Consider the following 23,046-nt stretch of genomic DNA (forward strand, 5'->3'; position numbering starts at 1 on the left):
GATCAGTTCACGCTTGCCGTGCCTGCATCCGCCACATCAGGCGGCTGTTGCCAGCCCCCGCCCAAGGCCCGGATCAAGTCCACGCTGGCGCGCAACTGGCTGACGTTGAGCGTCAGCAGGGCGCGCTGGGTGTCCAGCGCCTGGGTCTGGGCCGCAGTCACTTCCAGGTAATTGGCGGCGCCTTCGCGATAGCGGTTCATCGCAAATTCCATGGATTTCTGCGCCGCCTCGGCGGCGGCCCGTTCCGCATCTGCCGCAGTCTGGAAATGGTTGAGGCGCGCCAGGTTGTCCTCCACCTGCTGGAACGCCTCCAGCACTACGCCGCGGTAGCGTGCCCCGGATTCATCCAGCACCGCTTCGGCCTGGGCCACCTGGGCCTTGCGGCGTCCGCCGTCGAATAGCTGGAACAGCATGCCCGGCCCGATGGACCAGAAGTTGCTGGGCGCAGTGAGCCAATTGCCCGTAGACACGCTTTGATAGCCGAAAGCCGCGCTCAGGCTCAATGCGGGGAAGTAGGCGGTCTTCGCCACGCCGATGCTGGCATTGGCCGCGGCCACGCGCCTTTGCGCCGCCGCAATGTCGGGCCTGCGCTGCAGCAAGGTGGACGGCATGCCGAGCGGGATGTGCGGCAAGGCGATGGCGTCCTGCCTGCTGGCAATCGCGAAGCTGGAAGGCGACTCGCCGACCAAGGCGGCAATCGCGTGCTCCACCACCGCGCGCTGCGCCTTGACCTGCTCGAGCTGCGAGCGCGTCGTTTCCAGCTGGGTCTGGGCGCGGCTCACGTCAAGCCCGGGCACTATGCCGGCATCGTGCCGCGTCCTGGTGATGGATAAGGCCTTGTCGTTGGCCTGCACGGTTTCTTCCAGGATATGCAGTTGCTGGTCCAGGCCGCGCAGCACGATGAAATTCTCGGCAAGCTGCGCCTGCAGGCTCAAGCGTACCGACTCCAGGTCGGCCTCCATCGCGGCAGCCTCGGCAACCCCGGCCTTGACCGTGTCGCGCACGCGGCCCCACAGATCCAGCTCGTAATTGGCCTGCAAGCCTATGCTGTAATTCGAGTAGGTCGGCGGGATCACGGCGTTCGGCGGCACCAGCGGGCGGTGCTCGGAAACGCGGTTGCGCCCGGCCTGGCCGTTGGCCGAGAGGCTGGGGAACAAGCCGGCGCGGGCTTGCTCGCTATATGCCAGCGCCTGCTGGTAGCGCGCCAATGCGGCCGACAGGTCCGGGCTGTGCGCGACCAGCTTTTCCTGCAGCGCATCGAGCTCGGCATCGCCATAGAGCTTCCACCAGGCGCCGCGCGGCAATTGGTCGGCAGGCTGCGCCGGCACCCAGGGCTGCACTTCCTTGTAAGACTGGGCCACCGGCACTTCCGGCAGCTTGAGCTCGGGCGCGAAAGAGCACCCAGCCAGCGCTGCCATCACGCCGTAGGCCAGAACGTGTTGCCTGATGCTCATGACTTGGCGGCCCCTGCCCCGGCGTCGGCAGGCGCCCGCACCTGCAGGCCGTCGGCGATATCGTCAGGCGGGCTATCCACCAGCCTGTCGCCTGCCTCTATCCCTGAACCGATTTCCAGGGTTTTCCCAAGGTCGCGCGCAATCGTCACCGTCTTGAGCACGACCTTGTCATGCTCGTCCAGCGTGGCGACGCGCACGCCGTCCTGGCGCACGATCAATGCGCTGGCAGGGATGCTCAAGGTCGCGGCGCTGGCAGGCAGCTCGATACTGGCGCGTGCAAAGCCGCCAGGCAGTAATTCGCCGTCTTCATTCGGCACCAGGAACTGGAACAAGGTGGTGCCGGAGGCCGCATCCACGGCCTGCGCCGACGCCACCAGCTTGGCGGAGTACTCCACGCCAGGCCGGCCGGGAATGGTCACTTTCGCCGTGGCGCCCTTGCCGATTGCAGGCACGTAGCTCTGCGGCACGTTGACATACAGGCGCAGCTTGCGCGTATCCGACACGACGAAGAGCGGCTGGCCGGACTCGCCTGCGTTGATGAGGGCGCCGATATCGGTGGAGCGCGCGGTGACGACGCCTGCGAACGGCGCCACCAGCTTGGTGAAGCCCTTGGTGGCCTGTATGCGGTCAAGATTCGCCTGCGCGGCCTGCAGGATAGCCTGCTTGGCAGCGTAATCGCCGATCCGCTCGTCGACTTCCTGCTTGGAGACGGCATCGGTGTTCAGCATGGATTGCCAGCGCTTGGCCGTCGTGCCGGCCAGTTCGGCATTCACCTTGGCTGTCGCGACGTCGGCCTTGGCCTGCAGCAACTGCTGGTCGAGGTCCGGGGTTTCAATTTCGCCCAGCACCTGTCCCGCCTTGACCTCGCTGCCGATGTCGGCATGCCATTGCTTGAGGTAGCCGCTGGCGCGCGCATAGATGGGCGCGCGCGCAAACGCTTCCAGCCGCGCGGGCAGCTCCAGCGTGCGTGCGCTGCTGTCCTGCTGGGGGCTGACCAGGGTCACCGACGGGACCGCCTGGTCGTCCGTCCACTCCTTGAGCGCCTCGCTTTCCTTGGCGCGAATCGACAAACCGTACACCACGATTCCAGCAGCCACCAGGGCCACGATCAGGCCGCCTCGGCGTACGGTACGACGCGGCGCACTAAGGTCAGTAGACCTAAGATCAGATGACATTGACTTCTCCATAACTCGAATTCTCTACGACAGGCTTGCGGTAGTTGCGATGCACCACGCTGAACACCACCGGCACGAAAATCAGGGTGGTGACGGTGGCGAACAACAAGCCGCCGATCACGGCGCGGCCCAGCGGCGCATTCTGCTCGCCACCCTCGCCCAGGCCCAGCGCCATCGGCGCCATGCCGATCATCATCGCCAGCGCCGTCATCAATACCGGGCGGAAACGCACGAAACCCGCCTCGATCGCGGCCTGGGTCGCGTTGCCTAGCTCGGCAAGGCGCTCGCGCGCAAAGCTGATCACCAGCACGCTGTTCGCCGTCGCCACGCCCATGCACATGATGGCGCCCGTGAGGGCCGGCACCGATAGCGGCGTAAAGCTCGCGAACAGCATCCAGACGATCCCCGCGATCGCGGCAGGCAAGGCGCTGACGATCACGAAGGAATCGCTCCAGGATTGGAAGTTCACCACGATCAGCAAATAGATCAGCACTATCGCGCCCACCAGCCCGAACAACAGGCCCGAGAACGCATGCTCCATGGTCTCGACCTGGCCGAGCAGGGCGACGCTGGAGCCCTTGGGCACGCTGTCGGCATGCGCGTCGATAATGCGGCGGATATCCTTTGCCACCGCGCCCAGGTCGCGTCCCTGCGTGGTGGCGTTGATCTGCACCATGAGCTGGATGTCGTACTGGCTGACCAGGGCGTTGGAATTGCTGCGCGAGAAGCTGGCCAGGCCGCCGAGGATTTGCGGCGTCGTAGTGGGCGCGCTGCCGTTGATCGGCAGGTTTTCCAATGCCGAGAAGCTATCCATGCGGTATTGCGGGGTCTGCATCACGATCGGGTAGGAAACGCCGTTGGCCGGGTTGAGCCAGTAGGTAGGCGCTACCTGGCTGCTGCCGGCCAGGGTCACCACCATATTGTTCGTCACGTCGCGTGTGGTCAGGCCCACTTCCTGCGCACGCGAACGGTCGATATCGACATTCAATACCGGGTTGCGGCGCGACTGCTGCACGCGCACGTCGGCAATGCCCGGCACCTTACGGATTTCCGCGACCAGCTGGTTGGCGTAATCGAAATTGGCCTGCAAATTGCTACCGCGGATCTGCAGGTCGATCGGCGCCGGGGAGCCGAAGTTGAGGATCTGGCTCACGATGTCCGCGGGCGGGAAGGTGAAGGTCGCGTCCGGGAACAGGCGCGGCAGCTCCTCGCGCAAGCGCTTGACGTACATGGCTGTAGGCTGGTGCTCCCTGGTCAGCGCGATCTGGATGTCGCCGTCCTGCACACCCATCAGGCCGGTATTGTTGTAGGTCAGGTTGATGGAGCTGATCGGCAGGCCGATGTTGTCGACGATGGTTTCAATCTCATGCGCAGGGATGATCTTGCGGATCTCGGACTGGATATTAGCAAACTTGGCCGCCGTGTCTTCCAGTCTGGTGCCGACCGGCGCCCGCACGTGCATGAGGATCTGCCCGCCGTCCACCTCCGGGAAGAAATTGCGCCCGAGGAACGGGACCAAGGCAAAGCTCAACATGACGAAGGCCATGAAGCCGACAATAAACTTCTTGCGGTTTGCCAGCATCAACAGCAGCACGCCGCGATACCCCTCGCGGAAGCGCTCGAAGCGCGCCTCGAACCCGCGCTGGAAGCGTACCAGCGGGTTGCGCGACGGCGGCAAGGCATGATCGCTGCCGTGCAGGTCGGTATGCGGCGCATGCGGCTTGAGCAGGTACTTGGCCATGGTCGGCACCAGCGTGCGCGACAGGATGAAGGAGCTGATCATCGCGAACATCACGGCTTCGGCCATCGGCACGAACAGGAAGCGCGACACGCCTTCGAGGAAGAACATCGGCACGAATACGATACAGATACACAGCAACGACACGAACGCCGGCGTCACGATCTGCCGCGCGCCGTCCAGGATCGCCGGCTCGACCGGCTTGCCCTGCTCCAGGTGCCAGTTGATGTTCTCGATCGTCACCGTAGCGTCGTCCACCAGGATGCCCACCGCGAGCGCCAGTCCGCCCAGCGTCATGATATTGAGCGTTTCCCCTATCAATGCCAGGCTGGCGATCGCGCCCAGGATGGACAAGGGGATGGAAATGGCGATGATGACCGTGGAGCGCCAGCTGCCGAGGAACAGCAGGATCATGATGCTAGTCAAGGCGGCGGCGATGCAGCCTTCCAGCACCACGCCCTTGATCGCGGCGCTGACGAAAATCGACTGGTCGTTGATCGGTCGCACGACCAGCTCATCCGGCAGGGTAGGCTTGATTTCCTCCAGCTTGCTCTTGATGCCGTCCACGATCGCCAGCGTGGAGGTGGCGCCATTCTTCAATACCGACATCAGCACGGAGCGCGCCCCGTCCACATGCACGAGGTTGGTCTGCGGCGGGTTGCCGTCGCGCACCTGCGCCACGTCGCGGATATACACCGTCGCGCCGTTGACCACCTTGATCGGCAGGTTGCCCAGCTCCTCCAGTTCGGAAGGCGCGTTATTGAGCTGGATCGTGTACTCGAAACTGCCGATTTTCTGCGTACCGGCGGGCAAGATCAGGTTCTGCGCGGCCAGCGCGTTGGCAACGTCCTGCCCGGAAAGCCCGCGCGCCTGCATGGCGTCCGGGTCCAGGTCGATCTGCACCTGGCGGGTTTTGCCGCCGAAAGGATAGGGAATCGCAGCGCCCGGCACCGAGACCAGGCGCGTGCGCACCGCGTTCATGCCGAGGTCGCCGAGGTTCTGCTCGGTCAGGCCCTGCCCGGCCAGCGCCAGCTGCAGGATGGGCACGGTGGAAGCGTTGTAGTTGAGGATCAGCGGCGGCGTGGTGCCCGGCGGCAGCTGGCGCAGCATGGTCTGCGAAATCGCCGTCACCTGCGCGTTGGCGGTGGCGATATTGACGCCCGGGTGGAAGAAAATCTTGACGATGCCCAGGCCCGCATAGGAGTTGGCCTCGATGTGCTCGATGTCGTTGACCGTCGTCGTCAGCGAACGCTGGAACGTCGTCAGGATGCGCCCGGTCATCTGGTCCGGCGATATGCCGGCATACTGCCAGGCGACCGCAATCACGGGAATGCGGATTTCCGGAAAGATATCCGTCGGCATGCGCAATGCCGACAAGATGCCGGCGATCAGGATCAAGATCGCCATCACCACAAAGGTATAAGGGCGCCTAAGCGCAACTTTCACTATGCCTAACATGCCGCGACTACCATAACGAATCCATTTGACAGACTGATTTAGTCAACAATTATTCCAGAGATATTTAAGGCTGTGCTTACTCAAAACTGCCACATTGTTGCTTAATTTTGCCATTATGCCCCGGTTGCGAATGGGGCATTGATGCGCAATGCTGCGATTTGAAAGGGGCAAAATAAAAAAGCCGCTCCAGGAGCGGCTTGCACGGTCGTGCATCGCTACTTCTTGGCAGACAGGTTGGCCTGGCAATTATTGTACTCGTGCTTGTAGCCGTCATCGAGCTTGGCGGCCTCGCCATCCAGCGCCAGCGTGGTGATGCCGTTGCTGTAAGGCCCGGCCTCGGTCTTGTTGAGCAGGACTTCGCGGTCAGGCAATACCAGCCATGCCGCCTTGCCCGCGCTCTCAAGCTTGACGTAGAACTTGCGCCCCTTATCGCAGAGATATTCCGTCGAGCCGGCAGGGCCGCGGGAGCGCACATCGGCCTCGTCGCCGCCAAACGGCCAGACGCTGAACCCGCCGCACGCGGACAACAGGCTGCCAAGCAACAGCAGCAGGGAAAACTTTCCGGAAACTCCGGCGAGACGAACAGACATAATGAAAACCCTAGATCCAGTTTATGCGCCAATTGCGCTCAAACCCTAAGTATAAACAATCGTCCGCCTAGCTTGCTAGCTGCTCAATGGCATATTGTTCCGTCATTTGCGCGGCAGTGATGGGCTTGCTCAGGCCATAGCCCTGCAGCTCGTCGCAGCCCAGACCCTGCAGGAAGGCTTTCTGCGCGTCGGTCTCAACCCCTTCCGCCACCACCCGGAAGTTCAAGGTATGCCCGAGGGCAATGATCGCGGACACGATCGCGCCGTCATCCACTCCCTCGCCGCTGCCCAGGTTGCTGATGAAGCCCCGGTCTATCTTCAGTTCGTCGGCGGGCAGGCGCTTGAGGTACAGCAGGCTGGAATAGCCCGTGCCGAAATCGTCGATCGATATCTTCACCCCCAGCTGAGCCAGCGCATGCAGGATATCCAGTGTCGCCTTGACGTTATGCATGGCCGTGGACTCGGTAACTTCCAGCGTCAGGCAATGGGCGGGCAAGTTCCAGCGCGCCAGCGTGGACTTGACCACCTCCAGCAACCTGTCGTGGCTGAACTGCACCGCGGAAAGGTTGACCGCGACGTGCCAGTGCCGGTAGCCCATGTCGTGCCAGGCGCGCATCTGCTTGCATGCCTCGTTCAGCACCCACTCGCCGATCGGGACGATCAGCCCTGTTTTCTCGGCCAATGAGATGAATTTGTCCGGCGGCACGGTTCCCAGCTTGGGGTGGTGCCACCGCAGCAAGGCCTCGGCCCCGACGATATGCTCGCGGCCGGCATCGAACTTGGGCTGGTAGACCAGGACGAACTGCTGCTTGTCCAGCGCCATGCCCAGATCCAGCATCATATCGAGGCGGCCCTGCGTATCGATATGCATCGAAGCCTCGAAAAAATGGTAGCCGTTTCGTCCGGAACGCTTGGTATGGTACATCGCCGTATCGGCATTGATGGCAAGCTCGCGGTAGGTCTGCCCGTTGTCCGGTGAAATGGCGATGCCGATGCTGGCCGTCACCCGCAACGTACGTCCGCCGCTGATGAACGGCTGGCGGAACGCCAGCACGATTTTGCCGGCGACGACCGCCGCATCCTCTGGCGTGGCTTTTTCCAATAGCACCACGAATTCGTCGCCGCCGACCCGCGCCACGGTATCCTGCGCGCGCAGCAATTTCCGAAGCCGCGCCGCAGCCTCGACCAGCAGGCTATCGCCGACGTGGTGCCCCAGTGAGTCGTTAATGGTCTTGAAGCCGTCCACATCGATGAACATCAAGGCGAAACTGTTGTTCTCCCGCCTCGCCTTGTGCAATGCCTGGCTCACGCGGTCTTCCAGCAGGGTGCGGTTCGGCAGGCTGGTCAGGTTGTCGTGCAATGTCTTGTGCAGCAGTTCCTGGTTGGCAATTTCCAGCGATTTCGCCAGCTGCGCGGTCTTGGATTCCAGCCGCGCATCCAGGATGGAGATGAGCAGCGCGATGACCAGTACGCTACCGGTGCCCATCACCACCATGATGGTCAGATGCTCCAGGCTGCCGCTTCCCGCAGCGGCGCGGCAAACGCTTCCCAGCGGGAACTCCGCTGCCGCCATGCCGGTGTAATGCATGCCGCAAATCGCAACGCCCATCACCAGGGCGGCAGATGCGCGGGCCAACAGCAGATGCGGCACGCGCTGGCGCAACCGGAAAGCGATCCACATGGCGGCCGCCGAGGCCGCCACGGCAATCGCGACGGACAATACAAACAGCCCGGGATCGTAAGTCGGCGCTGGTTCCATGAGCATCGCGGCCATGCCCACGTAGTGCATGCTCGCCACGCCGATGCCCATGATCACCGCGCTGACCAGCAGGCGCTTGAGCGGCAAGACGGGCTGGATGACCTGGTACAAGGCAAAACCGGAGACGACGATCACCAATGCCAGGGAAAACACGGTGATGCCCATGTCATACCCCAGCGGGATCGGCAGGCGAAATGCCAGCATGCCGATGAAATGCATCGACCAGATGCCGATACCCAGCGTCGCCGCGCCTCCCAGCAGCCACCATGTTGCCGCCCAGCCCTTGGCGGTATTGATGCGCTCTGCGAGGTTGAGTGCGGTATAGGATGCGAAGATGGCCACCACCAGCGAAACGGCGACGAGGTTTACATCATAGAACTCTTGCAGCATGGGCACCCACCAGGAGAATACGACCGAACTCCTAGTTACGGCTGCGTATCAGCTGTTCTGAAGCCGAAAAACAGAATAAGCAAAAAAGCTTTTCACAACAGCATGTTAGACAATCATGGAAATTAAAAAAGCAGAAAATATGCAAAACTGAAATGCCAACAACCAACGTATCGAGAAAAAAGATTGATTTTGCCAGCATGACCGGGAGTTGCCCCAGGTGCATGCCTTCGATCTGCCATTAAGCTGGCGGCAGGCTAGTCTGCGGCAAAGTAGCGCCTGCTCCACAAGGCGATGGTATCCGCCACGAACTCCGCAGCTGAGCGCTCATACACCATATGGTCTGCATCCTCTATCGCCAGCAAGCTTTTTGGCTGCGGGGCGGCGTCAAAAATCGCATAGGCGTGACGCATGGGCACCATGTCGTCCCTGGGGGAGTGCATGATCATGAGTGGCACCTTGAGGCGCCGCATGGTATTACTTATCTGGAACTGCCTGGCATTGTCGGCAAACTGTCGGCGCAAGGTGTAGGGCTGGCGGTTTACCTCGATCGCGGTAGCCCCGACCTGCTCGATTTCCCTGGTTTTTTCCGCACCGATGATGTCCAGCACATGCGCCGGACTCTCCGGCGTGGCGATCGTGACGCAGGCCTTGACTCCGGAAATCTGGCTGCATGCATCCAGCGCCACCAGCCCGCCAAAGCTGTGCCCGATCAAGATGTCCGGCGCCCCAGCCTGCTGCCGCAGCCAATCCGCGGCGCTGACGAAATCCTCGACCTGGGTATCCAGATTGGTAAGCGAGAAATCACCCTGACTTTGCCCGATGCCGGTAAAGTCCAGCCGCAGCGAGCCTATGCCGTAGTGGAGCAAGCGGCGCGCGGTCCTCGAAGCGATCAATATGTCCTTGGTGCAGCCGAACGCCGGCGCAATCATGGCGAGACCCGACAATGGGCCGTCGGGCAACTCCAGCCGCGCCGACAGCCCCAGCCCGCTCGCGTTCCGGATGGTAACGTTCTGTGATTGCTTCAATACCGTCATAAGTGACACTCTGCCTCGTCAATCAAGGTGCTGAATACTAGCATTGTTATCGGCCAGGAATGGCGGCAATCGGCGCCTCCATCGGCATTGTCCAGCCGCCGCAGCACGGCCGAACTGTTGCTGGCACGCGCGGGCATCGCCCTCTATGCCGCCAAAACGGCGGGCAAGCGCACATTCAAGTGTTTTCATGAAGATGGAGCAACGCATCCGGGAGCATTTGGAGTCCGTTCGACATTGTTGAACAACGGCATTACGCTCACGGGAGATGTTCCCATGTTTGAATCCTGAATTGGGAGAGGCAGGGCATAGCCACACTGCAAAACGTTTGGTCAAGGCCGTTGAGACGGCTTAGAAGTTGAATGTAAGCGATGCTCCGACATTGGCTCGCCAGACATCATCTATCTTGTAAGCATTAATCCTTGTAATACCTAAATTGCCGCTGCGGGTATCACCTGTTTCAAATCCACCAGTATAGGAAACCAATGCATCTAACCCCAGGACAATGTTGGGAGACACCTTGTGTCTAAGCCCGGCTGTAAACTGAGCTGCTGGACTGGCCTCTCTATGGTTGGATACCTTGCTAACAAACTGTCCTGTTTGCTTATCGGTTTCTGTTGTGTTGGACAAAGCGTTATAAGCTACGCCCAGCCCCAACGAAGCTCTGACCGAGGTAAGCTCGGTAAGACGCCAGTCGTATGCAATGTTACCCAGCAGAATATTGCTAGTCGCTGTAGCATCAAAGCTGGACACTGCGCCGGGAAACAATGAGTAACTTGCATCCCAACCGAGCTTGCCGCGTATATGCTGGTAGCTGATAAAAGCAGATAACGGCGAGTCAGTAAACCTATAGCCTATATGCCCACCAATTCCGGTGGTGTCCTTGAATTTCACATGATCAACCTTTCCTCCAGCACCGGGCGTATTGGTGAAGGGATTACCTCCGCCATCTTTGGTGCTTGAGCGACCATGAGCGGTTCCTCCAGTCACATCAATCCCAGCAAAGAAGCCAGGCTCGTCAGCAAATACGGTAAATGGGAAGCTCGCTGCAAATGTTATCGCTAGAATTCGTGTTCTTGGCTTCATGCTCTTATCCTGATTGTTGAGTCTGATGGAAAAATTGACTGATACTCATCAATTTATATCGGTCAGGCTCTTCTCAGCTTTAGCCCTCTTAAATGGGCAAATTCTTTAAATAGGAGAATGGCTAACAATGCTTGATTCAGTAGAAAGGCTAAAAGGAGAGCTGGATACTGACTTAATTAATAAAATCAGCATATCGGGAGAATTTTGGTGCCGGTGAGAGGAATCGAACCCCCGACCTTCTCATTACGAATGAGCTGCTCTACCAACTGAGCTACACCGGCGCCAGCCCGCATTCTATCGCAAACTGGCGAGTAGTTAAAACCGCCGCGCAGTAACCCTGGCTAGCCGCGGAACTCTTCTATGATGTCGGTGGAAAGTGCGATCTCGCGCAAGAAGCAGAGCAGCCCCGCCACCAACGAGCCCATGGCGCAGATGAACAACAGGGAAACGATACGCGACGGGTTCCAGCCCACTTCCACCGCGGCGAACAAGGTGGCGATCACCACGCAGACGAGCAATGTCGCCAGGGAGGTCAGGATGATGGCGCGGTGTATCCAGCGCGAGCGCTTGAGCAACATGTTCATTTCCACCGATTTCTGTTCATGGTTCCAGCCGCCGGATTCGTGCAGTTCGCGGAAGCGGTCGACGACGCGGGCCAGGCGCCCCGCCATCACGCCTAGCATGGCGCCGCTCCCGGTGAGCAGGAAAGCAGGCGCCACCGCCAGCTGGATCACATTGGCGACGCTGGCGACATTTAGTACGTCAGGTGCCGGCAACATTAATGTTTCTCCTTCGGACCAACCAAACCGATCATGAGCCGCACAAGCACATACACCATCCATGAGAACATGCGCTTGAAAACGTGCCGGCGCGACCAGTCCTCGGGACGTACCTTGACGGACTTTTCCGCAATGGCCTTTTCCAGGTCTGCCTTGAGCTCGGCATTGAAGCCTTTATCCTGCACCATGATATTGGCCTCGCGTGCAAGCATCAGGCTGAACGGATCGAGGTTGGATGAGCCTACGGTAGCCCAGCGGCTGTCAACCACTGCCACTTTGCTATGCATGAAGCTGGCGCGGTATTCGTAGATCTCGATGCCATGGCGCAGCAGCAGGCCGTAGACCTCGTGCGTGGCGAACATCAGCCAATACTCCATGCGCCCCTGCAATAGCAGGCGCACGCGCACGCCGCGTTTGGCGGCCTCGATCAGCGCCTGGCGGAATTTCTTGCCCGGCACGAAATAGGCGCTGGCGATGATGACATCCACCCGCGCCTTGCCGATGGCCTTGAGATAGGCGCGCTCGATGTCGCGGCGGTGTAGCACGTTATCGCGCACGACGAAGGCCCCGCGCATGCCGTTGTTGATGAAGGCCGGCGCCGGCAGGCTGGGATAGGCCGCGACTTCCCGCAAGTGCATCCAGGCCAGGCGCCGCCAGAGCTTGCGCACGCTGGCATGGATGCCCAATACCAAGGGCCCGTCGACGCGAACGGCATAATCGACGCGAGGCGCGTCTAGATTGCTCGGCACGTTCATATCGTCGATGATATTGATGCCGCCGACATAGGCGTGCTGGCCGTCGAACACCGACACCTTGCGGTGCAAGCGCCGCAAGCGGCTGCGCTTGAACGACCATGCCGAAATTTTCGGCCGGTAGAACATGACCTTGACGCCGAAGGCTTCCATCTCGAGCACATATTCCGGCGGCAGCTTGCGGCTGCCGAAACCGTCCAGCAAAAGATTGACCATCACGCCCCGCGCAGCGGCGGCCTTGAGCTTTTCACCTATCATGGTGCCGGTGGCATCCAGTTCGTAGATGTAGGTCTGGATGTAGATTTCGCGCTGCGCGGCCTCGATGGAAGCCGCCAGTGCAGGGAAGAACTCTGTCCCGTTCCTGAGCAAGGTGATGCGGTTGCCGGACTCCCAGCGCATCATATCCTCGATAGCACGGCCGTCAGCGCCGCATGGTCGGACACCTTCACGAACTGCGGCCCGGCATGAACCTCGACGTGCCGCACGTGGAAGCCGCGCACATAGATGCGGTCCAGCCTGAACAGCGGCAGAAACGATGGAAAACTGCGCGCAGGCTTGCCGCCGCCGTGATGCTCGAACACTTCGTGCAGGTGCAGGCCGTGCACCAGCTCGCGCCCCGCGCTCATGCTCCAGTCGTTGAAATCGCCGGCGATCACCAGCGGCGCATCTTCCGGCACCATCTCGGCAATGCGGTCGCGCAGGATGGCAATCTGCTTGCGGCGCCATCCCGCGAACAGCCCCAGGTGCACGCAGATGCAGTGCAATGGCTGATGCCAGCCCGGCACGGCGATCTCGCAATGCAGCAGTCCGCGCTGCTCGCTGTGGTGCGCGGAGATATCGGTGTTCTCGTACTTGACGATGGGGTATTTGGACAGCAGGGCGTTGCCGTGATGCCCGGCGGGATAGACCGAGTTCTTGCCGTAGGCATAGTCGCTCCAGACCGCATCGGCGAGAAACTCCACCTGCCCGTCCAGCGGCCAGGCGCTGAAGCGGCGGCTGTGCTTGATATGCTGGTCGCGCACTTCCTGCAGGAAGACGATATCGGCCTGCAGCTTGCGGATCAGTTCGCGTTGCTCGTGCAGCGCAAAACGGGCGTTGAAACTGGTCACGCCCTTGTGGATGTTGAAGGTGGCAATCCGGATGATGCTTTGCAACCTCAACCTTTCATCAGGATGCGTCCAGCATGCGTTGCAGTGTCAGGCGGGCCAGCTCGGCTTCGTGCTCGGGCACCTTGATGCGGTTGACCACGTTGCCTTCCGCGAGGTTTTCCAGCGTCCAAGCCAGGTGCTGCGGGTCGATGCGCGCCATGGTGGAGCACTCGCAGATCACATGCGACATGAACTGCACGATCTTGCCCTGCGGCTTCATCTGCTCGGCCAAGCGGTTCACCAGGTTGAGCTCGGTGCCCACCAGCCAGCGCGTGCCGGCAGGCGCATCACTGACGGTTTTCAGGATGTACTCGGTGGAGCCAACGTAATCGGAATTGAGGCAGACCTCGAACGGCGATTCCGGGTGCGAGATCACGATGCCGTCGGGATGCTCGGCGCGGAAGCGCGTGATGTTCTGCTCGCGGAACATCTGGTGTACGGCGCAATGCCCCTTCCACAGCAGGATCTTGGCATTCTTGATCTGCTCTTCCGTCAGGCCGCCCATCGGCAGGTCTGGGTCCCATACCGGCATCTGCTCCAGCGGAATGCCCATCTTGTAGCCGGACCAGCGGCCCAGGTTCTGATCGGGGAAGAACAGCACTTTCTCGCGCTGCCTGAAGCCCCACTCAATGATCTTGGTGGCGTTGGTCGAGGTGCAGACGATGCCGCCGTGCTCGCCGCAAAACGCCTTGAGGTCGGCGGCGGAATTGATATAGGTGATCGGCGTGATGGTGGCGTCGAAATCCAGCACCTTGGACAGCTCGCGACGCGAGCGCTCGACCTTGGCCAGGTTGGCCATGTCCGCCATGGAGCAACCAGCGGAAAGGTCAGGCAATATGGAAATCTGCTCGGGACGCGAGAGGATGTCCGCCACCTCGGCCATGAAATGCACGCCGAGGAACACGATGTACTCGGCATCTGTCTCGCCGGCGAAGCGCGAGAGCTTGAGCGAATCGCCGGTGTAGTCCGCATGGCGGTAGACGCTTTCCTGCTGGTAATGGTGCCCGAGGATCACCAGCCGGTTGCCGAGCTTTTGCTTGGCGGCGATGATCCGCGCCTGCAACTCGGCCTCCTGAGTCGCCTGGAAGCGCTCGAACTTGATCGGCTCGGCGATCACCGCTGGTCTTTCTGTTGTCTCTAGAGTTGCTTGCATGGCTGCTAATTCACAATGTTAAGTTGTTACGTTCACCCAGCTTGCGCAGGGCCTCGACATTTGTCCATGAAAATACACGTTTTGCCGCCTCGCGCCAGTCCACCCATTCGTAAGCCACATGTTCACGGGGCGCGAGTTGGACAGCGACAGGCTCAGGTAATTCCAAGCCGAATATATGCTCGGTGTTTTCAGTCACGCCGGGTGCATAGCGAAAGCGCCAGTGCGGGTAGATTTCGTACACGTGCGAGCATTGCCAGTCCAGCAGCTTGTAATCCGCCGCATCGAGGCCGGTCTCTTCCCTCACCTCGCGGATTGCCGCATCAATCGGCCGCTCCAGTTCACCATTTGGTAATCTTTCCAGGCTCCCGGTCACGGACTGCCAGAAACCGGCCTTGTCCGCACGCTCCATGATGAGCACCTGCAAATCCGTCGTATATACCAGCACCAGGGCTGATACCGGCGTTTTATAACCCGGCAATTGACTACTCACTAATCGCCCTCAAACTCACACAGGGTAAATGTTTTATATCCAAGTTGCCGTAACTTCTGTTCGCCGCCCAGGTCAGGCAAGCCAATGATAAATGCACATTCCAGCACACTGCCACCCAGTTTACCAATCAACACCGCGGCAGCCTCTGCAGTACCGCCCGTGGCAATCAGATCGTCGAGTAACAATATATTTTCATCCGGGCTAATCGCATCACTATGGATTTCCACCCGGTCGGTGCCATACTCCAATGCATAGTCATGTCCCAGCACGTCCCCGGGCAGCTTGCCCTTCTTGCGCACCGGCACGAAGCCGACGCCGAGCTCGTATGCCACCGCAGCGCCGACAATGAAACCGCGCGACTCTATGCCCACTACCTTATCGATCTTGGCGCCCGCATAGCGAGCCACCAATGCATCGACCACCTGCCGCAAGCCGTCGGCATCCTTGAGCAGCGTGGTGATGTCGCGGAACTGGACGCCGGGCTTGGGATAGTCGGGGATGGTGCGGATGAGCGACTTGATGGTCATTAATCTCTTCCAGGTTACTTCTCGAACCTTGTTTTCAAGGTTTGCCAATATTCCGGCTTTCTATGTAAATGCCCTATTGCAACAACCAAAATTACATCGTCGATTCTTGTATAGATGACACCATAAGGAAAACGCCTTAATTGGCATCGTCTTGTTTTATCAGATATAGCATGCCAAGCCTCAGGATACTGGCAAACTCGATTCAAACCTGCCAACACTTCCACCAAAAAACCTTGCCCCAAATTGGGCGCTTGGGCGTTGTAATAAGCGATAGCCTCATCCAACTCATACCGAGCAGGCTGTAAAAACCTGATCTGCATTTAACGATATTTGGCCAATACCTGGTGCAAATCCAACGCTTGCAATTCACCGTTTTGATATGCAGCCAAACGATTTTCTGCTTCTGATGCCCACAAGGCATCAATTTCAGCATCAGGCTTATCTACTGTCGCCAGCAAAGCATCAATCAACTCGATTTTTTCATTGACGGAGAGCTGGGCCGCTTGCTCAACAATGGCTTTAGTCGCAGTGCTCATACAGAGTGCTCCTTTACTTAATTGCCGCGTGGATAATAGTTACCCACCCTACAAACCTCTGTGGAAAGACGGTCAATCAGCAAGGTAACCGACCAATTCCGCACCGGTCAATACAACAGATTGTGCCAACGGTTCAGCGTGCAGTATTACAACTCATCTTTACTGCATGCAGCAACTATTAGCATCATTCCTCACTCAACCAGCCGTGATGTTTTGCTGCCTGACGCGGATATGCAGCTCTCGCAGCTGCTTTTCATCCACCTCGTTCGGCGCCTTGGTCATCAGGCACTGCGCGCGTTGTGTTTTCGGGAAGGCAATTACGTCGCGGATGGATTCCGCGCCCGCCATCAGGGTCACCAGGCGGTCGAGGCCGAAGGCGAGGCCGCCGTGCGGCGGCGCGCCGTATTGCAATGCGTCGAGCAGGAAGCCGAATTTCTCCTGCGCTTCCTCCTTGCTGATCTTGAGCGCGTCGAATACCTTGGACTGCACTTCCTGCTTGTGGATACGTACGGAGCCGCCGCCGACTTCCCAGCCGTTCAGCACCATGTCGTAAGCCTTGGACAAGGCCGCGCCGGGGTTGCTGGTCAGCAGGTCCTCGTGGCCGTCCTTGGGGCTGGTGAACGGGTGGTGCAGTGCCACCCAGCGGTCGTTTTCCTCGTCGTGCTCGAACATGGGGAAATCCACCACCCACAACGGCGCCCAGGCGCGGCCGTCGACGTGGCCCTTCTCATGGCCGACCTTGGTGCGCAACGCGCCCAGCGCCTCATTGACGATCTTGGCCTTGTCGGCGCCGAAGAAGACGATGTCGCCGCTTTGCGCGCCGGTGCGATCAATGATGGCCTTGAGCGCGGTTTCATGGATGTTCTTGACGATGGGGCTTTGCAGGCCTTCCTCGTTCAGCTTGCTCGCATCGTTGATCTTGATGTAGGCCAGGCCCTTGGCGCCGTAGATTTTGACGAATTCGGTATAGGCGTCGATCTCGCTGCGGGACAATGCGGCGCCGTTAGGCACGCGGATGGCCGCCACACGGCCGCCTGCGGAATTGGCCGCGCCGGCGAATACCTTAAAGTCGACATCCTTCATGACGTCGGTCAGTTCGGTAATTTCCAGCGTCACGCGCATGTCCGGCTTGTCGGAGCCGTAGCGGTTCATCGCCTCGGAGAACGGCATGCGCGGGAACGGGTTGGGCAGGTCGATATCCTGCACCTGCTTGAACATGGTGCGGATCATGCCTTCGACGATGGACATGATCTCTTCTTCATTGAGGAAGGAAGTCTCGATATCCACCTGGGTGAATTCCGGCTGGCGGTCGGCGCGCAGGTCTTCGTCGCGGAAGCACTTGGTGATCTGGAAATAGCGGTCGAAGCCGGACACCATGAGCAATTGCTTGAACAATTGCGGCGATTGCGGCAAGGCGAAGAACTGGCCGTGGTGCACACGCGAAGGCACGAGGTAGTCGCGCGCGCCTTCCGGTGTGGAGCGGGTCAGCATCGGCGTCTCGACCTCGATGAAGCCTTGGCTGTCGAGCTGGTCGCGTAATACCTTGGCGACGCGGTAGCGCAGCATCAGGTTCTTCTGCATCGCGGGGCGGCGCAGGTCGATGTACCGATGCTCCAGACGCACCATCTCGGACAGGTTGTCGTCGTCGAGCATGAACGGCGGCGTGAGCGACGGATTGAGAATCTCGATCTCGCTCGCCAACATCTCGACTTCGCCGGTCGGGATATTGAGGTTGACGGTGCCTTCGGGACGGGCGCGTACCTTGCACACCACCTTGAGCACGAACTCGTTACGCACGCTCTCGGCCAGCTTGAAAGCCTCCGGCGTATCCGGATCAATGACGATTTGCGCCATGCCTTCGCGGTCGCGCAAATCGATGAAGATCACGCCGCCATGGTCGCGGCGGCGGTGTGCCCAGCCACAGAGGGTAACGGTCTGGCCAATGTGTTCACGGTTCAGGTGACCGCAGTAATGAGTACGCATAACGGTTTTCTTGTAGGCTATAACTTAAAGGTTGAAAGTCAAGGCTTGGCTTTGCCGGCTGGCGCCACCACCCCCATGGAAATGATGTATTTCAGCGCTTCGTCCACGCTCATGTCGAGCTCCACCACGTCCGCCCTGGGCATCATGAGGAAGAAGCCGGAAGTCGGGTTGGGCGTCGTCGGCACGTAAACGCTCACATACTCGCCTTGCAGGTAGTTCGCCACGTCGCCGCCGGGCTGCCCCGTGAGGAAGCCGATGGTCCAGCTTCCCTGACGCGGGTATTGCACCAGCAATGCCTTGCGGAACGCCTGGCCCGAATCGGAAAACAGGGTGTCGGATACCTGCTTGACGCTGTAGTAGATGGACTTGACCACCGGCACGCGGGCCAGCAAGGCTTCCCAGAACTGGATGATGCGACGGCCGAAGAAATTGGTGGCGATCAGGCCGGTGACGAACACGATCAGCAGGGTCAGAATGGCGCCAATGCCGGGGATGGCACGGCCGAATTGCGCCTCGGGACGCCAGGACTCCGGCAACAGCAGCAGGCTCTGGTCCATCAGGCCGATCAAGGTGCTCAGTACCCAGATGGTAATGCACAGCGGCACCAGCACTAGCAGGCCGGTAATAAAATAACTTTTCATGGCAGCTCTAATGTAAACGCAAACGCGTCAATGGCAGGCACAGCCTGCGCCACAGGCGGCGGGCGCTGGCTCGTCGGATTTTTTCGCAGGGCTGCTTCCCTTGAAATCGGTTGCATACCACCCCGTGCCGCTCAACTGGAAACTCGGCGCGGACACCTGTTTTTCAAAGGTTTCCTTTGCGCATGCCGGACATGCCGTGGTGCCGGCCTCGCTGACCTTGCGCATGAGTTCGGCCTTGTGGCCGCAGCTGGTGCATTGATAATCGTAAATAGGCATCGCAACAATCCCCGTAAAAATGAAATTATACCCGAATGCGAGTTGGCTAAGATATGGGGCTTTACATCGCTCTTTCAATGCATTCACGGTAAGTCAGATACATTACCGGGAAATTCAGATAACAGCCCGCCCTTAACACGTCTTAGGCAGCCTCTTTCATTCATGACACTTTCACAATACTGCAACATCGTTGCGCAACCATGTTGCACCCAATTATAATGGCGCACATTGTGCTTTCCTCACGGATTGCAATCCTGCAACCCAGACCCTGAGACCATGACGAATCAAATCCACGCCAGGCACCTGCTGCCTGCCTTGCTTGCCATTGCCTGCAACAGCTACGCCGACACCGCGGAAAGCCCTGCCCAGCTGGAGGAAATCACGGTCAAGGCGGCCAGCACCAGGAACAAGGCCAACGAGTATTACCAGAAAGATGCCGGCGGCTCCACCCGTACCGATACGCCGCTGCAGGAAACCTCGCAATCCGTGAAGATCATCTCGCGCCAGGCGCTGGACGACATGCATGCGACCAGGCTGGACGATACCTTCGATCTCGTGAGCGGCGTCAGCCGCCAGAACAATTTTGGCGGGCTATGGGACAACTTCGCCATCCGCGGTTTCGCCGGCCATGAAAACACCGGCCCCGCAATGCTGCGCAACGGCTTCTCCGGCAACCGCGGCTTCAACCCGCCGCGCGATACCGCCAATACCGAGCGCGTAGAGTTCCTCAAGGGACCGGCCGCCGCGCTTTACGGCAACAGCGAACCAGGCGGCACGCTCAACGTGGTCACCAAGAAACCGCAGTTCAAAGCCAGCAACACGGCGGAATTCTATGCAGGCAGCTACGACACTTACCGTACCTCGATCGACTCCACCGGCCCGGTGGCCGAAAACCTTGCCTACCGCATGATCGTGGCCGCCGAGGATAAAGGCAGCTTCAGGGATTACGTCGATAGCGAGCGCTTGCTGGTCGCGCCGTCCTTCACCTGGCTGGTCGGCCCGGCGACCACCCTCAACTACGAACTGGAATACCTCAAGCACCGCACTCCGCTGGACCGCGGCATCGCCTTGCGCGACCGGGACGGCAACCGCCTTCACAACGTCAAGCACAGCCGCTTTCTGGGTGAGCCCGATACCGGGGACATGACCATGGAGGCCTATACGCACCAGCTCTCTCTCGAACATGAGTTTTCCGACCAATGGCGTGGCAGGATAGGCCTGGCTTATAAGCAAAACAAGTCCGGCGGTGAAACAGTAGAGCCTCGCGCGGGCATTAATTTCGTTAATCCTAACGGCAGTATCAACCGTCGCCTGCGGGATCGCAGTTTCGACTCTGATGACCTGATGCTGCAGGCAGAGCTGAATGGCAAGTTCCATACCGGCGGCATCGGTCATGACTTTCTGGTCGGCATCGAGGCTTACAGCTTCCATGACCACCAGACCCAGGTTGGCAACAACGGAGCCAGCCCGATCAACATCTATCATCCTGTTTACGGGCAAGCGCTCCCTGCCGCCAATCCGGTTTCCGATTTCAAGGAAAAACAAACCGACATTGCGCTGTTTCTACAAGACCAACTCAGCCTCACGGCAAAATGGAAGCTCATGGGAGGATTGCGATTTGACTCTTACCGCCAGCAATTCGACAACCTGCTTAACGGCACGCAAACGAAACAAGATCATTTTGTAGCGTCCCCGCGCATCGGCCTCACTTACGTTGCCAGCCCGGAAATTTCCCTCTACACCTCGTTCAGCCGTTCATTCAGGCCCAATGCCGGCCCTGCTGGCGGCGGGCAATTCGGGATAGACGCGGCAGGCAAAGGATTCGACCCTGAGCGCAGCCGCGCTGTTGAAGTCGGCCTGAAGTACCAATCCCCGGAACAGCGCGTAGGAGGCAACATTGCGCTGTTTGATATCACGAAACAGAATGTATTGACTGCCAACCCGGCAGACCCGTCATTCAGCATCGCGGCAGGCGAGGTACGCAGCCGCGGCCTGGAACTGGACCTGAGCGGGCAAATTACCTCCCGCATGCGTCTGATTGCCAGTTATGCGTATGTGGATGCCTACCTGGGCAAAGATTTGGAAACCACGCCGATTGCCGTCATTTTGCCGGACGGCGTCATCAAGGCCGGGGCGCGGCTTTCCAACATTCCCAAGCACTCGGCAAACGCCTTGCTGATGCATGAACAGCCTCTGGCCAATGGCGGCAAGCTCGGCCTCGGCGGGGGATTCAGCTACGTCGGCAAGCGTGCTGACGGGGCTGAAGACGTTTTTGAACTGCCTTCCTATGTCACGGTACGCTTAATGACGTATTGGCAGATCGACGAAAAGCTGCGACTCTCATTTGACGTCGCCAACCTGTTTGACCGCGAATATTACGCCAGCTCCTATAACAGCACCTGGGTCATGCCAGGCACGCCGCGTATGGTGACATTAGGACTTCAAGCCAGATTCTAGAGCCTGGACGCTGGATTTTAGACGCTGAAAACCAGATTTAAATAAAAACATACAGATGCCCTTGTATTCAATACACAGGCAATTGCTGTCCTTCGCAGCGATGTTAAGCCTATCCCTACTGGTGGGAACGCCCACAATAGCCGCCAGCAATACGGCAAAGAGCAGCCTCAGTATCGTCGGCCCGTGGGAAGTCAGCACGCTTGAGCCTTCGCGCTCGGGCTATCTTTTCCTGCGCATGCAAGTGGCGGAGGCCCTGGTGGGCACCGACCTCGAAGGCAAGGCAGCGCCTGGCCTCGCCGAGCGCTGGGAGGTTTCGCCAGACGGCTTGCAGTGGCGCTTCTTCCTGCGGCCCGACGCGCGTTTCCACGACGGCAGCCCGGTCACGGCCGAAAGCGTCGCCATGAACCTGCAACGCGCGCTCGGCCAGCCCGGCGTGCTCGCCATGGCGCCCATCGCCAGCATCAGCGCGGCTGCGCCGAGGGAGGCCAATATTGCGCTTTCCCAGCCTTATGCCATGCTGCCCATGCTGCTGGCGCACAGCAGCGCCATCATCCTCGCCCCGGCCGCCTATAACGAAAAAGGCCAGGTGCGCCGCATGCTGGGCAGCGGTCCTTACCAGCTCGTGAGGCAGACCCTGCCGCAGCAGTTCGAGCTTGCATTGTCTCCCCACTGGCGAGGCAGGCAGCCCGCCATCCGGCACATCCATTACCTGTCGGTCAGCCGCCCCGAAACGCGCGCCCTGATTGCGGAATCGCACCAGGCGGACCTGGTGTTCGGCTTCGACCCGGCCAGTACGCAACGCTTGCGCCACAATCCCAAGGTGGTGATGAAAGAGGCCGACCTCGCCCGCACCGTCACGCTCAAGCTCAATAGCGGCCACCGCTTCCTCAACAACGTGGAAACGCGCCAGGCATTGAGCCTGGCCATCAACCGCGCCGGCATTGCCAAGGGCATCCTGCGCACGCCCGAACTCGCGGCGGACCAGCTCCTGCCGCCCAGCATTACGCAATGGCACCAGGCCGGGCCAGAATTCCCCCGGCTGCATTCCGACCTGGCGCAGGCAAAAAAACTGCTTGCAGCCCAGGGCTGGCGACCCGGCACGGACGGCATCCTGCACCGGAACGGGGAGCGCTTCTCCCTGGCGCTGACCACGCTCCCGGACCGGCCCGAGCTGCCCATCATCGCCACCGCGCTGCAAGATCAGTTCCGCAAACTCGGCATCGAGGTCAAGGTTATTGTCACGAACTCCAGCGAAATCCCGCTCGGGCATCGCACCGGCAAGCTGGAGATGGGACTGGTACCGCGCAACTTTGCTCTGGTGCCGGACCCGTTCGTCACCTTGAACCAGGATTTCAAGCACGGCGGCGGGGACTGGGGCGCCATGAACTGGCAGAACGGCGAAGTGCCCGCCCTGCTCGAGAAAATCGCCAGCGAGACAGAACCGGCCGCCCAGGCGCGCTACCGCCACGACATCATGCTGGCGCTGCAACAGGAACTGCCGGTGATTCCCGTCACCTGGTACCGCCTGCCTGTGGCAGTGCACCCGCAACTGCAGGGAGTCAAGGTCGACCCCCTGGAGCAATCCTATTACATCAGCGATATGGTCTGGTCAGCCCAATAAAT

The 23,046-nt window shown here is 59.9% G+C and carries 21 protein-coding genes and 1 tRNA gene; 3 read left to right on the top strand and 19 right to left on the bottom strand.

The genetic code is table 11. The features are described from left to right. Positions 1-2 precede the first annotated feature (2 nt). From ACKF11_RS04150 to ACKF11_RS04175, 6 genes are all read right to left on the bottom strand, one after another. Complete coding sequence (locus ACKF11_RS04150) at positions 3-1,454, bottom strand: efflux transporter outer membrane subunit (RefSeq protein ID WP_407993187.1); 1,452 nt, start codon at positions 1,452-1,454, stop codon at positions 3-5. Then, positions 1,451-2,629, bottom strand: coding sequence for an efflux RND transporter periplasmic adaptor subunit (locus ACKF11_RS04155; protein WP_407993188.1), 1,179 nt, complete (start codon positions 2,627-2,629; stop codon positions 1,451-1,453). The genes ACKF11_RS04150 and ACKF11_RS04155 overlap by 4 nt, the downstream gene beginning before the upstream one ends. Further along, positions 2,619-5,825: an efflux RND transporter permease subunit gene (locus tag ACKF11_RS04160; protein ID WP_407993189.1), complete on the bottom strand. Its 3,207-nt coding sequence runs from the start codon at positions 5,823-5,825 to the stop codon at positions 2,619-2,621. Before ACKF11_RS04160 ends, ACKF11_RS04155 begins: the two co-directional genes overlap by 11 nt. A 215-nt stretch (positions 5,826-6,040) precedes the next feature. Further along, positions 6,041-6,415 (bottom strand): hypothetical protein, encoded by a 375-nt coding sequence (locus ACKF11_RS04165; protein WP_407996071.1) that lies wholly within the window; start codon positions 6,413-6,415, stop codon positions 6,041-6,043. 67 nt (positions 6,416-6,482) lie between these two features. Continuing rightward, entirely contained in the window at positions 6,483-8,564 is a 2,082-nt protein-coding gene (locus ACKF11_RS04170) for a putative bifunctional diguanylate cyclase/phosphodiesterase (protein ID WP_407996072.1), read from the bottom strand. A gap of 254 nt (positions 8,565-8,818) precedes the next feature. Beyond that, positions 8,819-9,598, bottom strand: coding sequence for an alpha/beta hydrolase (locus ACKF11_RS04175; protein WP_407996073.1), 780 nt, complete (start codon positions 9,596-9,598; stop codon positions 8,819-8,821). A gap of 27 nt (positions 9,599-9,625) precedes the next feature. Between ACKF11_RS04175 and ACKF11_RS04180 the strand changes: the two genes are divergently transcribed. After that, positions 9,626-9,886, top strand: a complete 261-nt coding sequence (locus ACKF11_RS04180; protein ID WP_407996074.1) for a hypothetical protein — start codon at positions 9,626-9,628, stop codon at positions 9,884-9,886. A gap of 60 nt (positions 9,887-9,946) precedes the next feature. Here the strand turns inward: ACKF11_RS04180 and ACKF11_RS04185 are convergent, their stop codons facing one another. The 13 genes from ACKF11_RS04185 to ACKF11_RS04245 all read right to left on the bottom strand — a co-directional run bounded on the left by ACKF11_RS04185 (position 9,947) and on the right by ACKF11_RS04245 (position 18,966). After that, positions 9,947-10,681 carry a hypothetical protein gene (locus ACKF11_RS04185; protein ID WP_407996075.1) on the bottom strand — a complete coding sequence of 245 codons (735 nt, stop codon included), beginning with the start codon at positions 10,679-10,681 and terminating at the stop codon, positions 9,947-9,949. A 205-nt stretch (positions 10,682-10,886) separates the two neighbouring features. Then, positions 10,887-10,962 (bottom strand) — tRNA-Thr (locus ACKF11_RS04190). 60 nt (positions 10,963-11,022) lie between these two features. Then, positions 11,023-11,460 (bottom strand): DUF2721 domain-containing protein, encoded by a 438-nt coding sequence (locus tag ACKF11_RS04195; protein ID WP_407996076.1) that lies wholly within the window; start codon positions 11,458-11,460, stop codon positions 11,023-11,025. Next, the gene (clsB, locus tag ACKF11_RS04200; RefSeq protein ID WP_407996387.1) at positions 11,460-12,611 is read right to left on the bottom strand and encodes a cardiolipin synthase ClsB; all 1,152 of its coding nucleotides are present in this window, start codon (positions 12,609-12,611) and stop codon (positions 11,460-11,462) included. Before clsB ends, ACKF11_RS04195 begins: the two co-directional genes overlap by 1 nt. Then, positions 12,611-13,366, bottom strand: a complete 756-nt coding sequence (locus ACKF11_RS04205; protein WP_407996077.1) for an endonuclease/exonuclease/phosphatase family protein — start codon at positions 13,364-13,366, stop codon at positions 12,611-12,613. The genes clsB and ACKF11_RS04205 overlap by 1 nt, the downstream gene beginning before the upstream one ends. A gap of 13 nt (positions 13,367-13,379) precedes the next feature. Further along, complete coding sequence (nadA, locus tag ACKF11_RS04210; RefSeq protein WP_407996078.1) at positions 13,380-14,513, bottom strand: quinolinate synthase NadA; 1,134 nt, start codon at positions 14,511-14,513, stop codon at positions 13,380-13,382. 10 nt (positions 14,514-14,523) lie between these two features. After that, positions 14,524-15,003 (bottom strand): dihydroneopterin triphosphate diphosphatase, encoded by a 480-nt coding sequence (gene nudB / locus ACKF11_RS04215; RefSeq protein WP_407996079.1) that lies wholly within the window; start codon positions 15,001-15,003, stop codon positions 14,524-14,526. After that, positions 15,003-15,530, bottom strand: a complete 528-nt coding sequence (locus tag ACKF11_RS04220) for an adenine phosphoribosyltransferase (RefSeq protein ID WP_407996080.1) — start codon at positions 15,528-15,530, stop codon at positions 15,003-15,005. The genes nudB and ACKF11_RS04220 overlap by 1 nt, the downstream gene beginning before the upstream one ends. A gap of 14 nt (positions 15,531-15,544) precedes the next feature. Then, on the bottom strand, positions 15,545-15,850 hold the full coding sequence (locus ACKF11_RS04225) for a type II toxin-antitoxin system RelE/ParE family toxin (protein ID WP_309566081.1): 306 nt from the start codon (positions 15,848-15,850) through the stop codon (positions 15,545-15,547). After that, positions 15,851-16,066 carry an addiction module protein gene (locus ACKF11_RS04230; RefSeq protein ID WP_309566079.1) on the bottom strand — a complete coding sequence of 72 codons (216 nt, stop codon included), beginning with the start codon at positions 16,064-16,066 and terminating at the stop codon, positions 15,851-15,853. Between the two features lie 195 nt (positions 16,067-16,261). Beyond that, entirely contained in the window at positions 16,262-18,049 is a 1,788-nt protein-coding gene (gene aspS, locus ACKF11_RS04235; protein WP_407996081.1) for an aspartate--tRNA ligase, read from the bottom strand. A gap of 38 nt (positions 18,050-18,087) precedes the next feature. Next, the gene (locus ACKF11_RS04240; protein WP_309566076.1) at positions 18,088-18,690 is read right to left on the bottom strand and encodes a DUF502 domain-containing protein; all 603 of its coding nucleotides are present in this window, start codon (positions 18,688-18,690) and stop codon (positions 18,088-18,090) included. A 27-nt stretch (positions 18,691-18,717) separates the two neighbouring features. After that, positions 18,718-18,966, bottom strand: coding sequence for an FmdB family zinc ribbon protein (locus ACKF11_RS04245; protein ID WP_309566075.1), 249 nt, complete (start codon positions 18,964-18,966; stop codon positions 18,718-18,720). Positions 18,967-19,242: 276 nt separating this feature from the next. On the opposite strand from ACKF11_RS04245, the gene ACKF11_RS04250 reads away from it, so the two are divergent. Together ACKF11_RS04250 and ACKF11_RS04255 are read left to right on the top strand one after the other, a co-directional pair. Continuing rightward, the gene (locus ACKF11_RS04250) at positions 19,243-21,423 is read left to right on the top strand and encodes a TonB-dependent siderophore receptor (RefSeq protein WP_407993200.1); all 2,181 of its coding nucleotides are present in this window, start codon (positions 19,243-19,245) and stop codon (positions 21,421-21,423) included. A 100-nt stretch (positions 21,424-21,523) separates the two neighbouring features. After that, on the top strand, positions 21,524-23,044 hold the full coding sequence (locus tag ACKF11_RS04255) for an ABC transporter substrate-binding protein (RefSeq protein ID WP_407996082.1): 1,521 nt from the start codon (positions 21,524-21,526) through the stop codon (positions 23,042-23,044). The last annotated feature ends 2 nt before the right edge of the window (positions 23,045-23,046 follow it).

This window comes from Methylobacillus draconifructus (assembly GCF_045984385.1).
GTDB lineage: Bacteria > Pseudomonadota > Gammaproteobacteria > Burkholderiales > Methylophilaceae > Methylobacillus > Methylobacillus flagellatus_A.